Source organism: Streptomyces niveiscabiei (assembly GCF_001419795.1).
Lineage (GTDB): Bacteria > Actinomycetota > Actinomycetes > Streptomycetales > Streptomycetaceae > Streptomyces > Streptomyces niveiscabiei.
Map to the genome: position 1 here is coordinate 1 of NZ_LIRL01000350.1, position 13,730 is coordinate 13,730.

At 68.4% G+C, this 13,730-nt stretch carries 23 protein-coding genes; 6 read left to right on the forward strand and 17 right to left on the reverse strand.

The features are described 5' to 3' along the window. Positions 1–101 precede the first annotated feature (101 nt). Positions 102–275 (forward strand): hypothetical protein, encoded by a 174-nt coding sequence (locus AOK24_RS48550; protein ID WP_159051907.1) that lies wholly within the window; start codon positions 102–104, stop codon positions 273–275. Continuing rightward, positions 275–1,018: a zinc-binding dehydrogenase gene (locus AOK24_RS17855; RefSeq protein ID WP_206191220.1), complete on the forward strand. Its 744-nt coding sequence runs from the start codon at positions 275–277 to the stop codon at positions 1,016–1,018. Before AOK24_RS48550 ends, AOK24_RS17855 begins: the two co-directional genes overlap by 1 nt. Before the next feature lie 8 nt (positions 1,019–1,026). On the opposite strand, the gene AOK24_RS48555 is transcribed toward AOK24_RS17855, so the two are convergent. The 4 genes from AOK24_RS48555 to AOK24_RS17870 form a co-directional block, all read right to left on the reverse strand. Beyond that, positions 1,027–1,173: a hypothetical protein gene (locus AOK24_RS48555; protein ID WP_159051908.1), complete on the reverse strand. Its 147-nt coding sequence runs from the start codon at positions 1,171–1,173 to the stop codon at positions 1,027–1,029. Positions 1,174–1,278: 105 nt separating this feature from the next. Then, positions 1,279–1,659 (reverse strand): VOC family protein, encoded by a 381-nt coding sequence (locus AOK24_RS17860; protein ID WP_055721074.1) that lies wholly within the window; start codon positions 1,657–1,659, stop codon positions 1,279–1,281. A gap of 15 nt (positions 1,660–1,674) precedes the next feature. Continuing rightward, positions 1,675–2,673 carry an inorganic phosphate transporter gene (locus AOK24_RS17865; protein ID WP_055721075.1) on the reverse strand — a complete coding sequence of 333 codons (999 nt, stop codon included), beginning with the start codon at positions 2,671–2,673 and terminating at the stop codon, positions 1,675–1,677. 6 nt (positions 2,674–2,679) lie between these two features. Further along, entirely contained in the window at positions 2,680–3,300 is a 621-nt protein-coding gene (locus tag AOK24_RS17870) for a DUF47 domain-containing protein (protein WP_055721076.1), read from the reverse strand. A gap of 193 nt (positions 3,301–3,493) precedes the next feature. Between AOK24_RS17870 and AOK24_RS17875 the strand changes: the two genes are divergently transcribed. Beyond that, a complete protein-coding gene (locus AOK24_RS17875) occupies positions 3,494–3,829 on the forward strand; it encodes a metal-sensitive transcriptional regulator (RefSeq protein ID WP_055721077.1) in 336 nt (111 codons plus the stop codon). Positions 3,830–3,929: 100 nt separating this feature from the next. Here the strand turns inward: AOK24_RS17875 and AOK24_RS17880 are convergent, their stop codons facing one another. The 4 genes from AOK24_RS17880 to AOK24_RS17895 all read right to left on the reverse strand — a co-directional run bounded on the left by AOK24_RS17880 (position 3,930) and on the right by AOK24_RS17895 (position 5,076). Then, entirely contained in the window at positions 3,930–4,118 is a 189-nt protein-coding gene (locus AOK24_RS17880; RefSeq protein WP_055721078.1) for a hypothetical protein, read from the reverse strand. A 322-nt stretch (positions 4,119–4,440) separates the two neighbouring features. Further along, positions 4,441–4,632 carry a hypothetical protein gene (locus AOK24_RS17885; protein ID WP_055721079.1) on the reverse strand — a complete coding sequence of 64 codons (192 nt, stop codon included), beginning with the start codon at positions 4,630–4,632 and terminating at the stop codon, positions 4,441–4,443. Then, a complete protein-coding gene (locus tag AOK24_RS17890) occupies positions 4,619–4,840 on the reverse strand; it encodes a hypothetical protein (protein WP_055721080.1) in 222 nt (73 codons plus the stop codon). The genes AOK24_RS17885 and AOK24_RS17890 overlap by 14 nt, the downstream gene beginning before the upstream one ends. After that, positions 4,837–5,076, reverse strand: coding sequence for a hypothetical protein (locus AOK24_RS17895; protein WP_055721081.1), 240 nt, complete (start codon positions 5,074–5,076; stop codon positions 4,837–4,839). The genes AOK24_RS17890 and AOK24_RS17895 overlap by 4 nt, the downstream gene beginning before the upstream one ends. Before the next feature lie 109 nt (positions 5,077–5,185). Here AOK24_RS17895 and AOK24_RS17900 point away from each other — a divergent pair, with 109 nt between their 5' ends. Together AOK24_RS17900 and AOK24_RS45975 are read left to right on the forward strand one after the other, a co-directional pair. Beyond that, on the forward strand, positions 5,186–5,989 hold the full coding sequence (locus AOK24_RS17900; protein WP_055721082.1) for a helix-turn-helix domain-containing protein: 804 nt from the start codon (positions 5,186–5,188) through the stop codon (positions 5,987–5,989). Further along, entirely contained in the window at positions 5,979–6,194 is a 216-nt protein-coding gene (locus AOK24_RS45975) for a DUF397 domain-containing protein (protein ID WP_079056862.1), read from the forward strand. Before AOK24_RS17900 ends, AOK24_RS45975 begins: the two co-directional genes overlap by 11 nt. Positions 6,195–6,248: 54 nt before the next feature. On the opposite strand, the gene AOK24_RS49235 is transcribed toward AOK24_RS45975, so the two are convergent. The 3 genes from AOK24_RS49235 to AOK24_RS17910 form a co-directional block, all read right to left on the reverse strand. Next, entirely contained in the window at positions 6,249–6,392 is a 144-nt protein-coding gene (locus tag AOK24_RS49235; protein ID WP_167376844.1) for a hypothetical protein, read from the reverse strand. After that, the gene (locus AOK24_RS17905; RefSeq protein ID WP_055721083.1) at positions 6,389–6,760 is read right to left on the reverse strand and encodes a hypothetical protein; all 372 of its coding nucleotides are present in this window, start codon (positions 6,758–6,760) and stop codon (positions 6,389–6,391) included. Before AOK24_RS17905 ends, AOK24_RS49235 begins: the two co-directional genes overlap by 4 nt. Positions 6,761–6,950: 190 nt before the next feature. After that, on the reverse strand, positions 6,951–7,616 hold the full coding sequence (locus AOK24_RS17910) for a class I SAM-dependent methyltransferase (RefSeq protein ID WP_055721084.1): 666 nt from the start codon (positions 7,614–7,616) through the stop codon (positions 6,951–6,953). A gap of 251 nt (positions 7,617–7,867) precedes the next feature. On the opposite strand from AOK24_RS17910, the gene AOK24_RS17915 reads away from it, so the two are divergent. Beyond that, on the forward strand, positions 7,868–8,227 hold the full coding sequence (locus AOK24_RS17915; protein WP_055721085.1) for a hypothetical protein: 360 nt from the start codon (positions 7,868–7,870) through the stop codon (positions 8,225–8,227). Between the two features lie 93 nt (positions 8,228–8,320). Here AOK24_RS17915 and pstB read toward each other — a convergent pair whose 3' ends face one another. The 6 genes from pstB to AOK24_RS17945 form a co-directional block, all read right to left on the reverse strand. Further along, a complete protein-coding gene (pstB, locus tag AOK24_RS17920; RefSeq protein WP_055721086.1) occupies positions 8,321–9,097 on the reverse strand; it encodes a phosphate ABC transporter ATP-binding protein PstB in 777 nt (258 codons plus the stop codon). Between the two features lie 41 nt (positions 9,098–9,138). Continuing rightward, positions 9,139–10,188 (reverse strand): phosphate ABC transporter permease PstA, encoded by a 1,050-nt coding sequence (gene pstA / locus AOK24_RS17925; RefSeq protein ID WP_055721087.1) that lies wholly within the window; start codon positions 10,186–10,188, stop codon positions 9,139–9,141. Beyond that, a complete protein-coding gene (pstC, locus tag AOK24_RS17930) occupies positions 10,185–11,177 on the reverse strand; it encodes a phosphate ABC transporter permease subunit PstC (protein ID WP_055721088.1) in 993 nt (330 codons plus the stop codon). Before pstC ends, pstA begins: the two co-directional genes overlap by 4 nt. A 101-nt stretch (positions 11,178–11,278) precedes the next feature. Further along, positions 11,279–12,418 (reverse strand): phosphate ABC transporter substrate-binding protein PstS, encoded by a 1,140-nt coding sequence (pstS, locus tag AOK24_RS17935; RefSeq protein ID WP_055721089.1) that lies wholly within the window; start codon positions 12,416–12,418, stop codon positions 11,279–11,281. 219 nt (positions 12,419–12,637) lie between these two features. Beyond that, positions 12,638–13,084 carry an NUDIX hydrolase gene (locus tag AOK24_RS17940; protein WP_055721090.1) on the reverse strand — a complete coding sequence of 149 codons (447 nt, stop codon included), beginning with the start codon at positions 13,082–13,084 and terminating at the stop codon, positions 12,638–12,640. Between the two features lie 28 nt (positions 13,085–13,112). After that, a partial coding sequence (locus AOK24_RS17945) for a CHAD domain-containing protein (RefSeq protein ID WP_159051909.1) occupies positions 13,113–13,730 on the reverse strand: 618 nt, incomplete at its 5' end.

Sequence of the window (13,730 nt, forward strand, 5' to 3'; positions counted from 1 at the left end):
GACGAGGGCGGTGACGTCGATCGGCCTCGGCGGGGTCGTACGGGCGTTGGTCATGGGGGCGATGCTGCCACCGGGGTCTGACAGCGGGGTCAGGCGAGGGCGTGCTCGATCAGTGCGCGGGCGGCTTCGAGGGCGTCCTGGCGGGGGCCGGGGTCGTCGAGCGAGGTCGACAGGGCGGTGGCGCCCTCCAGGAGGACGGTGAGCTGGCGCTCCGGGGAGGCGGCTCCCGCGCGGGGGCGAGGTCGGTGAAGCGCCGGGCGGTGCCCTCTCTTTAGTGCCGGACGGCCGGGGGCTTCGGGGCCGGGTCGTGGTCGGCGGTGGCCTCTACGGCATCGGCGCCGACTACCTCGTCGCTGGCCCCCGCCCACCTGCTGCCGCTCCCCGACGCGGTGGACGACACGGCCGCCGCCGCGCTGTCGGCCGGGGTGGGTATCTCACCGTGTACCTCGCGCTCACCGAACTCGCCGGGTTCCGGCCCGGTGGGGCCGTGCTCGCCCCCGGCAGCGGTGGCTCCGTCGGGCAGGGCGGGGTCGAGATCGCTCGGCATCTCGGCGCGGCCCTCGCCGTGACCACCGCCACGAGCACGGCCAAGGCCGAGCTGGGCCGGGCGGCGGGGTACGAGGTCGTCGACCTCACCCGCGAGTCACTCCGGGACGGTGTCGCTCGGCTCACCGGTGGACGTGGCGTCGATGTCGTCCTGGACGGGGAGGTCACCGGGCAGGCGCTCGGCGTGCTCGCCCGGGGCGGGACGCTCGTCGGCATCGGCTGCTCGGCCGGCACGCACGCCGGTGTCGACATCACCGACCTGATCTGGAAGGCCGCCCACATCCACGGCTTCTCCTTCTCCCTCTTCTCCCTGGCCCAGGTCGACAGCGCCAACACCGTCCTGCTGGACCTGCTCGCCCGCGAGGCCATCACGCCCCTCGTCGACCGCGTCTTCCCGCTGGAACGGGCGGCGCGGGCGCAGCGCCGTCTCATCGAGGGCGGCCCGTTCGGGCGGGTGCTGCTCGGGCTGTAGGGGCCGGGTCAGCGGCCGTACACGCTCCACATGCCCAGCACCGACCCACCGGCCGTGACGATCGCCGTGAGGAGTCTCGCGGGAAAGCGGTCCGCGGTCATGTGGAAGCCGCCGATGCGGAGTTCGAAGTACGGACGGCGGGTCGGATCTGTCATGGCGCTCCCCTGCTCGGGTGTGGACGCCCCTAGCCTGCGACGGTCGCTGTCCGGGTGGGGGGACGTCCGACAAGCCGAGTCGGTTATGGGACGAACGGCTTGTCCTCAGCCGCTATGCGCCCGGTCCGATTCACTGCGCAGCACGCAGAACTCGTTCCCCTCGGGATCGGCCAGCACCGCCCACCCCGTACCGTCGGCGTTGCGCCGGTCGGCGACGAGGGAAGCCCCGATGCCGAGGAGCCGTTCCACCTCCGCGTCCCGCGAGGTCTCGGGGCGCAGACAGATGTGGACCCGGTTCTTGCCCCGCTTCGGCTCGGGAACGGCGTTGAAGTAGAGGGTCAGCCCTGTGGGCAGCGCCACCAGGGTCTCCCGGTCTCCCGGCCAGGTGTCGGACCCCACCGACCCCCCGGTCACCTCGCTCCAGAACTGCGCCAGCGCGTACGCGTCGACACAGTCGACCGCGACGTTCTGCACTACGGAAACCACCGCACCCCCCGGCAACTACAACGCGACCAGCTTCACAACCCCGTACACGACCGCCGCCACGACCCCCGCCGCGGGCATCGTGATGAACCACCCCAGGACGATGTTCTTGGCAACGCCCCAGCGGACCGCGTTGATGCGCTTCGTCGCGCCGACGCCCATGATCGCGGAGGTGATGACGTGGGTCGTGGAGATGGGCGCCTTGAAGAGGAACGCGGTGGTGAACATGATCGACGCGCCGGTGGTCTCCGCGGCGAAGCCCTGCGGCGGGTCGAGTTCGATGATCTTGCGGCCGAGGGTGCGCATGATGCGCCAGCCACCGGCGTACGTACCGAGCGACAGCATGACCGCGCACACGATCTTGACCCAGACGGGGATCGGGTCGCCGTAGTCCTCGACGTCGGCGATGACGAGGGCCATCACGACGATGCCCATGGTCTTCTGCGCGTCCTGGAGGCCGTGGCCGAGGGCCATGCCCGCGGCGGAGACGGTCTGGGCGATGCGGAAGCCGCGCTTGGCCTTGTGCGGGTTGGCGCGCCGGAAGATCCACATGATCGCGGTCATCACGAGGTAGCCGGCGAGGAGCCCGACGACCGGTGAGACGAACATCGGGATGACGATCTTCTCCAGGACGCCGTGCCAGTAGACCGTGGTCCCCCCGGCGAGCGCGGCGCCGACCATCCCGCCGAAGAGAGCGTGCGAGGACGAGGAGGGCAGGCCGAAGTACCAGGTGATCAGGTTCCAGGCGATCGCGCCGACGAGCGCGGCGAAGAGGATGCCCATCCCCTTGGACCCCTCGGGCGTCTGGATGATCCCTTCGCTGACGGTCTTGGCGACCCCGGAGCCGAGGAACGCGCCCGCGAGGTTCATCACGGCGGCCATCGCGAGCGCGGCGCGCGGCGTGAGCGCCCGGGTCGACACGGACGTGGCGATCGCGTTGGCGGAGTCGTGGAAGCCGTTGGTGTACGTGAAGAAGAGCGCGACCAGGATGGTCACGACCAGGGCGAAGGTGTCCACGACGGCTCAGGACTCCTTGACGGCGATGGTCTCCACCGTGTTCGCCACATGCTCGAACGCGTCGGCGGCCTCTTCGAGGACGTCGACGATCTGCTTCAGCTTCAGCACCTCGATGGCGTCGTACTTGCCGTTGAAGAGGTGGGCCAGCAGTTTGCGGTGGATCTGGTCCGCCTGGTTCTCCAGCCGGTTGACCTCGATCCAGTACTCGGTGAGGTTCTCCATCGTCCGCAGGTTCGGCATCGCCTCGGCCGTGAGGTCGGCGGCTCTCGCCAGCACCTCGATCTGCTGCTCGACGCCCTTGGGGAGTTCCTCGACGTTGTAGAGGACGACGAGGTCGACGGCCTCCTCCATGAAGTCCATGATGTCGTCGAGGCAGGACGCGAGGTTGTAGATGTCCTCGCGGTCGAACGGCGTGATGAACGAGGAGTTCAGCTGGTGGAAGATCGCGTGCGTGGCGTCGTCACCGGCGTGTTCCGCGGCCCGCATGCGCTCTGCGATCTCGGCCCGGCCGGCGGTGTCCGCCCCGAGCAGTTCCATCAGGAGTTTCGAGCCGGTGACAATGTTGTCCGCGGACGCGGCGAACATGTCGTAGAAGCTCGTCTCCCTGGGGGTCAGACGAAAGCGCACGTGGGGTCCTCGGTATGCATCGGTTTCGGTCAGGCTGATGCTAAGCGCATCATCCGGTCAGGGCTAAGGGGCCGTCCCCAGTGTCGCCCATCAGGCACAGTGACCAGCACGGGGTGGGACCAAGACCCCTATACCCAGCAAACTTGGCTACGATATACCCACTAGGGGTATACAAGACGAACCGGAGGACGCGATGACGACCACCCAGGCCGAGGAAACGCCCTCCGAGGAGACCGTCGGGCACGCGACGCACGGGTACCACAAGCAGAAGGACGAACACCTCAAGCGGCTGCGGCGGATCGAGGGCCAGATCCGGGGCCTCCAGCGCATGGTCGACGAGGACGTCTACTGCATCGACATACTCACCCAGGTCTCCGCGTCCACGAAGGCGCTCCAGTCCTTCGCCCTCCAGCTCCTGGAGGAACACCTCCGCCACTGCGTCGCCGACGCGGCGCTCAAGGGGGGCGACGAGATCAACGCGAAGGTGGAGGAGGCGACGAAGGCGATCGGGCGGATGATGCGTACGTGACGACTGCGTACGTGACGACTGCGTACGGGGCCTGCCGTCGTACGTGGCTGCCGTGTACGGGACGGTCGTGTACGGGACGGTCGTGTGTACGTGACGGTCGTCACCGGGGCGGCGCGGCCCCCGGCGTCTCGCCGTCCCGCACCCGTACCACCCTCAGCACCTCGTCGATCGAGTCCAGGCTGAGCCGCTCCCCGTCCGCCGAGGACGCCGCGATCATCAGCTCCCCGCACAGCTCGATCTCGGCGAGGGCCACGTGGTCCTGCACCGCCGTCCCGCCCCCCGGAGCCACCGCACCTCACCTCGTCTCTGCTGACGCCGAACCCGGCTTCCTAGAGTAGGCAGCGGCCCACGCACGGCGCATGGCACGGAAGGGCTAGTTCTTGCCCACCCGACGACCGAATCTGTCAGAGACCTCTTTGGTCACACCTGTCACCGGTACGGGGTGGGCGGTGCTGGCCGATCCCGAAAAGACCCCGCCCGCCGGTCCCGGGGGATGACGCAACGGGCGGGGTCGCTTGAGGGTGGTCAGGCGGTGAAACGGGCCACGGCCCACGCCACGACGAGGGTCCACACGGCCGCGGCGAGAACGACCACGACGGTGCACACGGCCCTCATGCCGGTTCCAGCGTGGACGGCCGCGCGTCCCACTCGATACCGCCGCCTGCGGGACGGACGAACGCCTTGAGAATCGGCTTCCGGTAAGCAGGAAGCAGGTTCTCGTCCACGTCCTCGCAGATGGCCATGAGGACGCCGGTACGTACGCCGTCCGTGACGGTCTTCCCGATGTGCTCAGCGGTGACCATGAGCCGCCTCCCGCTCGCAGTCGGGGCAGTTCTCGTACGGGCAGGGGGTGAACGTCGGCGTGGGGAGTTCGATCTCACCGGTCCGGACATTGAGGACGCCGCCGTACTCCGTGCGCCAGTCCGTCAGGGGCGCCTCTTCCGTGCCGTCCAGGAGCCGGACAAGCGCGGGCGGTCCGAGGGCGCTCACGCGGGCGTCGGGCCATCTCACGGGGTCACCTCGCTGTGCGCCTCCGCCACGTGCCGCTTCCACAGCACGGCCGCGTCGCTCGCCGCCGACGGGTCGCGGTTCTCGTTCGGCGCGCCGTCCTGCGTCTTCGTGGCCATGCGCTTGAACCACTCGTCGACGTACGGCTTGCAGTCGTCGCAGTCCCCGATGATCTCGGGCTTGATGAACGGCTCCCAGGGGGACGGCTGTTCGGGCTTGTCACTTGTACCGTTGGGCACTGTCGTCAACCTCCGGATGGGTTTCGCCTATCCAGGGAACGACGCGTTCCGTAGGTCGTGGTACTGGCATTCTTGTGTCAAGCCGCGTGACACAAGGGGGCGTTAAGTTTTGGCCAGAACCTACGGGGAGTGGTTGAAGGCGGCGCGGGAGGCCAAGGGGTGGTCGCAGGAGGTATTGGCCGCGAAGTCGTTCCTGTCCCGGTCGCAGATCGCGAACTTCGAGTCGGACCGCAGGACGCCCACCAAAGAAGACGCCAGGCAGCTGGACAACGCGCTGGAACTCGGTGACGTGCTGGAGACGTTCCGGCCCGGCGCTGCGGAGGAGGGGACGGTTCCGAGCTGGTTCGAGCGCGGGCGAGCCCTTGAGCAACAGGCAACGATCATCCGCGAGTTCGGCCTTATCTTCGTCCCTGGCATCCTGCAAACCCCCGCGTACGCCGATGGGTTGCTGCGGCAGGGGTACCCGCCGATCAGTGCTGAGCAGCGTGCCGAGGCCGTTGACACACGCATGAAACGGGCCGCTCGGCTTGACGACCCCATGACGCCCGTAGTCTGGGCGCTCCTGGAAGAGGGCGTACTCAGGCGCCCAGTGGTACCGCCCCCGGTCATGGCGGAACAACTGGAGCGCATCGCGGACCTCGCCGAAAAGGAGAGGATCCGGGTGCATGTGCTGCCCTACGGTAAGGGGGTACCGCTCCTCGACGGCATGGTCTCGATCATGCGGTTCGAGGACCAACCGCCGATCGTGTACACCGAAGGGCTGCGTACGGGCTACGTGCACGACTCCCCCAGCGTGGTGCAGGAGATCGAAGACACATACGATCTCGCCTTGGGGGATGCCGAGTCGCATGGTGCGTCCCTAGCCATGATCAGGGATCAAGCACAGGAATACAGGAAACGAGATGCTGAGTAAGCACATCGCAGACGCATCCACGCTGAGCGGCTGGCGCAAGTCGTCGTTCAGCAGCTCTCAGGGCGGAAGCTGCCTCGAAGTCCTGGACGGCTATGCGGCAGGCGTCCCGGTCCGCGACAGCAAGACTCCCACCGGACCGGCCGTAGTCTTCTCCGACACCCACTGGGGTGTTTTCGTGCATGCCGTGACACGCGGCACCATCTGACGTCAGCACAAGGCAGAGCCCCCGTCGGAATGCTGACGGGGGCTCTGCCGCGCCTCAGAGGAGTACGCAGTCGGGGCAGGCGTACCGGACGGGGCCGGGGTTGGGGAGTTCCACTGCTGCTCGGGTCCAGCGTCCGCAGCGGGTGCAGACGGCCCACAGGGAGGTGGGCGGGTCGGTCGTCAGGGCGTCGCGGTTCATGCGCTCGTCCTGAAGGCTTCGGCGGGGAAGGGGGCGCCGGGGTAGGTGTACGGGTAGTCGATGCCCAACGTCGCGTACGCCGCTGCCCGTTGGCGTTCCTGCTGGCGTGCGTGTTCGGCCGGGTCCTGGAGGGTGTGTTCCCGTTCGGCGAGGACCTGCCGTACGGCGTCCGCCTCGGCTTGGCGGCGGAAGAACTCCGCGGCCTCTTCCTTCGTGGGCCCGGTCCAGGGGCGGGACCAGGGGCTGACGTACGGCGGAGGGGGTACGGGAGCGGTTGCTTGCTTGCGGCGCCGTCCCGAGGCGGGGAGGGCGAGGGTGAGGAGGATGTGGAGGCACGCGAAAATAGCGCGCGCGATAGCATGACGCACGGCGACAGACCTTTCGAGATGCTTGTCGTCACGGCCCCGTCAGCGGAGTGCTGCTAACACTCCGAGCCCTGATGGGGCCACTTTTTGTTGTGGTGAGCGGCACGCTAGCACCAACATCGGCTCCAGCGCACGCAGTTGCTGCAAAGTCCCGATATCCCGTCAGGAACTGACGAGTAACCAGACATGGGGGCTACGGGGTTGCGATCCCGTACCCGATCAGCGTGCCGATGTGGCCGGCCTTCGGGGCGTCGTGGACGCGTACGTCGGCCTCCCCGAACCCGGCGTCGTACAGGAGGCTTCGCCACGTGGCGGGGGTGTAGCTGTAGCGGTAGGTGTACGTCGCCGGTCCGGCGAAGCCGCCCTTGTACATGCCCTGCGGGCCGTACGCGCCGGGGATCGCGGGGGGCTGCGAGAACACGAACCGGCCGCCGGGGGTTAGGTGTTGCTTCACCAACGGGAACAGGCGCCGAGGGTCGGTGAACCAGGCGGCGCCGAAGATCGAGTACACGGCGTCGTAGGTACGACTGTCCCCGGCCAGGAAATCGAGCACCTCGGCGCAGACGAACTCGACGCCGAGAGGTCCCCAGCGTTCGGTGGTGTACGCGACCATCGCCGGCGAGATGTCCACGCCACGCGCCTCGACCCCTTGCCCGGCGAGGAACGCGAGCGCACGGCCCGTACCGCAGCCGATCTCCAGCACGCTTCCCGGTTCGCCGAGCAACTCCGGTCCTGGGCCGTGTCCTTGGTGCTGCGTCCACTGGAATACGGGGTCTGCTTCGAAGACGTCCTTCTTCGTGGCTTCGGCGTAGGTGTCCCAGACGGCGCGCTCGTGGTCGTAGTTGTGTTCGGCGGCCAACGGGAGTCCTTCGTAGGTGAGTTGGTTCCGACAATTCGTCAGAAAATACTCAACTGGTTCAGGTATGCGATGAATTGATGGTTCATCGTACGGTCGCGAGGCTCTCCTCCTGGCGAGGGCGTCCGGCTCCGGATACGTCGCCCGTAGACTCCAGGATCTGACCGCTGAGCTGGTCGCCTTCGGGCGAGACCGACGCGTCGCCGAGCTGAAGGCCGAGATCGGCGCCCTGACAGTGTGACGAGAGGGAATGGATGTCCGAGAACGACGGCTCGCGGATCTTCCGGGACGCGTGGATCGCGGGCGTACGCAAGCACTTCCCCGGTGAGCCCAAGCCGGGGTACGTGGCTCCGTGGGAGGACATGCCCGGTTGGGAGCGCGAGGCTGCGGGGGCCGTGTACGAGCAGGTGCGGCAGTTTCTCGTACTGAGCGGTGGGCACGCGGCCCGGCTGTCTCGGGAGGAGAAGGGGCGGTTCGTCGCCGTGTGCTGGACGGCCCAGATGTACCGGCACTTCGAGGACCCGAAGCCGGGGTACGTCGTCGGCTGGAGTGAGTTGCCGGAGTGGCAGCGGGAGACGGACGCTGACATTTTCGAGGCCATCGAGGGCGTCTGACGTACGCGTGTGGGCCCGCCCCCTGGGAGCAGGGGGCGGGCCCTTTACGGCCTCGCGGTGGCACCGCCATGCAGCACCGCGAGGGGTCTGGGGTCAGCCGAAGCGGCCGGAGATGTAGTCCTCCGTGGCCTGGACGGACGGGTTGGAGAAGATGCGTTCCGTCTCGTCGATCTCGATCAGCTTGCCGGGCTGGCCCACCGCGGCGAGGTTGAAGAAGGCGGTGCGGTCGGAGACGCGGGCCGCCTGCTGCATGTTGTGGGTGACGATGACGATCGTGAACTGTTCCTTCAGTTCGCCGATGAGGTCTTCGATGGCCAGGGTGGAGATGGGGTCGAGGGCCGAGCAGGGCTCGTCCATCAGGAGGACCTTCGGCTCGACCGCGATGGCGCGGGCGATGCACAGACGCTGCTGCTGGCCGCCGGAGAGGCCGGAGCCGGGCTTGTTGAGGCGGTCCTTGACCTCGTTCCAGAGGTTCGCGCCCTTGAGGGACTTCTCGACGATGCCGGCGAGCTCGCTCTTCTTGACGTTGCCGTTGAGGCGCAGGCCGGCGGCGACGTTGTCGAAGATGGACATCGTGGGGAACGGGTTGGGCCGCTGGAAGACCATGCCGACCTCGCGGCGCACCGACACGGGGTCGATGTTCGGGCCGTACAGGTCCTCGTCGTCGAGGAGGACCTTGCCCTCGACGCGCCCGCCGGAGGTCACCTCGTGCATCCGGTTGAGGGTGCGCAGGAACGTGGACTTGCCGCAGCCGGAGGGGCCGATGAACGCGGTGACCGTGCGGGGTTCGACGGTCATCGAGATGTCCTCGATGGCCTTGTGGGAGCCGTAGTAGGCGGTCAGTCCGCTTACGTCGATTCGCTTGGACATTTCTGCTTCACTTCCAGACAGTCGCTGACTAAAAGGCCGCGTCAGCGACCGGACTTGGGGGACTTCCAGCGGGCGATGCCGCGCGCCACCAGGTTGAGGATCATCACGAACGCGATCAGCGTGAGAGAGGCGGCCCAGGCGCGGTCGTACGCCGCGGTGGAGCCCGCGCTCTGCGCGTACTGCTTGTAGATGTACAGCGGCAGTGACTCCTGCGCGCCCTCGAAGGGGTTGTTGTTGATGAACGGGTTGCCGAACACCAGCAGCAGGACGGGGGCGGTCTCACCGGCGATGCGTGCGATGGAGAGCATGATGCCGGTCGTGATGCCGCCGATCGCGGTGGGCAGGACGACCTTGAGGATCGTGCGCCACTTCGGGACACCGAGCGCGAGGGAGGCTTCGCGCAGCTCGTTCGGGACGAGCTTGAGCATCTCCTCCGTGGAGCGGACCACCACCGGCATCATGAGGATCGCGAGCGCGAGCGAGCCGGCGAAGCCGAACGGCTGCATGTCGAAGATCAGCATGAGGCTGAGGATGAACAGGCCCGCGACGATCGACGGGATGCCCGTCATGACGTCGACGAAGAAGGTGACGGTCTTGGCGAGCGCGCCCCGCCCGTACTCGACCAGGTAGATCGCGGTGAGTACGCCGACCGGGGCGCCGATCGCGGTCGCGAGGCCGACCTGCTCCAGGCTCCCGATGATCGCGTGGTAGATGCCGCCGCCGACCTCGGAGTCGGCGACGATGCCCATCGAGTGGGAGAGGAAGTAGAAGTCGAGGACCTTGACGCCGCGCTGCACGGTCGCCCACACGAGGGAGGCGAGCGGGATCAGCGCGAGGAGGAAGGCGACCCACACGAAGCTGGTCGCGACCCGGTCCTTGGCCTGCCGGGGGCCCTCCACCTTCGCCGCGATGCCGTACGTGCCGGCGACGAAGAAGACGCCCGCCAGCAGGGCCCACTGGATGCTGCTGTCGAGCCCGGCGGCGGCGCTGACCCCGAGGCCGAGCGCGACGGAGCCGGCGGCGATCGCCCACGGCGTCCACTTCGGCAGGCTCGCCCCGCGCAGGCTGCTCTTGACGGTCGCGGTGCTCATGCGTTGGCCCCCGAGTACTCCTTGCGGCGGGCGATGATCAGCCGGGCCGCGCCGTTGACCAGCAGCGTGATGACGAACAGGACGAGACCGGAGGCGATCAGCGCGTCACGGCCGAAGTCGTTCGCCTCGCTGAACTTGCTGGCGATGTTCTGGGCGAAGGTGCCGCCGCCGGGGTTGAGGAGGCTGGCGTGGATGTCGAAGTCGGGGGAGAGGACCGTCGCGACGGCCATCGTCTCGCCGAGCGCGCGGCCGAGGCCGAGCATCGACGCGGAGATCACGCCGGAGCGGCCGAACGGCAGGACGGCCATGCGGATGACCTCCCAGCGCGTGGCGCCGAGGGCGAGCGCGGCCTCCTCGTGCATCTGCGGGACCTGGCGGAAGACCTCGCGGCTGACGTTCGTGATGATCGGCAGGATCATGATCGCCAGCAGGATCGAGACGCTGAGCAGCGAGCGCGCCGGGCCCTCGTCCCACTCGAAGACGCCGGTCCACCCGAAGTAGTCGTTCAGCCAGCCGAACAGGCCGTCCAGGTGCGGTACGAGGATGAGGGCGCCCCACAGGCCGTACACGATGGACGGCACCGCGGCGAGCAGGTCGATCACGTAGGCGATCGGGCCGCGCAGCCGGCGGGGGGCGTAGTGGGTGAGGAAGAGGGCGATCGAGACGGCGATCGGGACCGCGATGAGCATCGCGATCAGCGACGAGACGATCGTGCCGAACGCCAGGACGGCGATGCCGAACTTCGGCGGGACGAGGCCGGTGTTCCACTCGAAGGTGGTGAGGAAGTTGCCGTCGTCCTTGTTGATCGCGAGGACCGCGCGGTAGGTCAGGAAGACCGCGATGGCGGCCATGATGACCAGCAGGAAGATGCCGGAGCCGCGCGAGAGGCCGAGGAAGACCTTGTCGCCGAGGCGGCCCGTGCTCTTCTTCTTGATCACGGGGGCGGGTGCCGTGGGGGGAGGAGCGTCGGTTATCTGTGTCGTGTCCATGTCTGGGTTCTCCGGTCTGCGGGAGCCGGTGGGCTCCGGGCGGCGGTGCACCGGATGGCACGGCCCGGGGAGCGTCGTACTCCCCGGGCCGCGCCGTCAGATCAGCTGAGGCCCTCGATGGTGGAGCGGACCTTCGTGATGATCGCGTCGGGGATCGGCGCGTAGTCGATGCCCGAGAGGACGCCCTGGCCGTCGGCCGAGGCGATGTAGCGCAGGAACGCCTTCGTGGCGGGCAGGCTGTCGGCCTTGTTGCCCTTGTCGCAGACGATCTCGTACGTCACCAGGGTGATCGGGTACGCGCCCTCGGCCTTGGTGGTGTAGTCGAGCTTCAGCGCCAGGTCGGAGCCGGTGCCGACGACCTGCGCGGCGGCGACGGCCTTCGTCGCGCCGTCCGAGGACGCCTTGACCGGGGCAGCCGCGCCGGTGTTGATCGCGACCGAGTTCAGGCCGTCCTTGGCGTACGACAGCTCCATGTAGCCGATGGCGCCGTCGGTCTGCTTGACGCCCTGGGCGACACCGGAGGAACCCTGGGCGGACTGGCCGCCCTTCGCCTGCCAGGCCTTGCCGCCGGAGAAGGTCCACTCGCTCGGCGCGGCGGCCTTGAGGTACTTGGTGAAGTTGTCCGTCGTACCCGACTCGTCCGAGCGGTGGTACGCCTGGATCTTCAGGTCGGGGAGCTTCGCGCCCGGGTTGAGCTTCGCGATCGCCGGGTCGTTCCACTTGGCGATCTCGCCCTTGAAGATCTTCGCGATCGTCGGGGCGTCCAGGACCAGGTTGTCCACGCCGGAGAGGTTGTACGCGACGGCGATCGGGCCGGCCACCATCGGCAGGTCGATGCCCTGGCCGCCGGAGCAGATCTTCTTGGAGGCGGTGACCTCGTCGGGCTTCAGCGCGGAGTCCGAGCCGGCGAAGGAGACGGTGCCCTGGTTGAAGGCGGTGATGCCCGCGCCGGAGCCGGAACCCTTGTAGTTCACCTGGACGCCGTTGCAGGACTGGGTGAAGTTCTTCACCCACGCGTCGATCGCGTTCTTCTGCGCGGAGGAGCCGTCCGCGAGGAGCTGGCCCTTCGCGTCGTCACACTTGATCGAGCCCGCGCCCGCGCCCGACGAAGCGGCCGAGGAGCTGTTGTCGCTGCTCTTCGAGCCGGTGTCGTCGGAGCCGCACGCCGTGAGGGCCAGGGCGCCGGAGACGGCGAGAGCGCCGAGAGCGAGTGCCCGCCGGTTCTTGCGCTGAAGCTTCACTTGAGGGAGATCCTTCCGAGAGCCGCCGTCCTGAATCCGGCGGCGTGCGAGGCGAAGACTTGGTGGCTCGAGAACGTCCGTCGTTCTGCGTTCCGTGCCGTGCAAGGCCGAAATTAGGCAGATCAGGTGAAGGCGCCGATGGGCTCATATGAACGGCGGGTGAACCCCTGAAGGCGGTGTGGTTAGGTCACGGAACGCTTACGTCAAGGACACGAATGCTCATGCCGACGACACCGTAGAGCGCCTGATCGCCGTCAGCAGCGCGTCCACGAGGTCCCTGTCCCTCGGATGGGTCAGGCGGTCCCTGGCGGCGGTTGGGGGGAGCCACAGGATGCGGTCCACCTCGTCGTTCGGGGTGAAGGTGCCGGTCGTCGCCTCCGCCGCCCAGTACTGGACCTCTTTCGGACGGCCGTGTACTTCGTAGGCGAGCGTGAGGAGGCGGGCGCCTGGCCTTGCCGTGTACCCCGTCTCCTCCTCGACCTCGCGCAGGGCACCGTCCAGGGGGTGCTCGCCGCGCTTCAGCTTGCCCTTTGGGTGCGACCAGTCGTCGTACTTGGGGCGGTGGACGAGGCATACCTCCAGGTTGTCGCCGGTGGGGTCCTCGCTGATGGGGGACGTGCGCCACAGGACGCAGCCCGCTGCCTGGACGGTGGCCTCGCTGTTCATACGATCTGCCCTTACGACGACGGTGCCTTTACGACGACGGTGTCAGCGTTCGTGCCTGCCAGTTCTGCTGGAACGCGTACCGGGCTGCCTCGACCTCATGCCGCTGGTCCGCGTGCAGGACGCCCAGCGCGTACGCCGTCGCCGGGGCGATCCTCGGCGTACGGGCCGCCTGCGCTGCCGCTGCCGCTGCCTCCGACGCGTCCCGGTGGCGGTCCAGGGCCTCGCCGGCCCCGGTCAGGTGGACGTCCTGCGGGGCGCCGCCGTGCACCACCTCCAGGGCGTACCGGTGCAGGCGCAGCAGCAGGCGGACCTGGTGCCAGGGGGTGTCCTGCGGGTGCGGGGCCGTCTCCGGGGAGAGGCCGTGGATCAGGGCCTCCGCGTTGTACGGATGGCCCGCCGTGAGCAGCGGGAGGCCCGCGATCGCCGCGGTCAGGCGCTCCTCCGCCGCGCCTGCCAGCTGCGCCAGGGGGGTGGTCCGGGCCGCCGGGGTCAGGGGGACCTCGCTGGCCAGTAAGGCGATCTTGTCGGCCACCGCGTGGAAGCGGCTCGATCCCAGGGCCTGGAGGGCGGTGCTGTGGGCTCGGGTGCGGGCCAGGGTGAGCTGGCGGTCGAGGAGGGCGCCGGCTTTGGCCGCGCCTACGGTGAG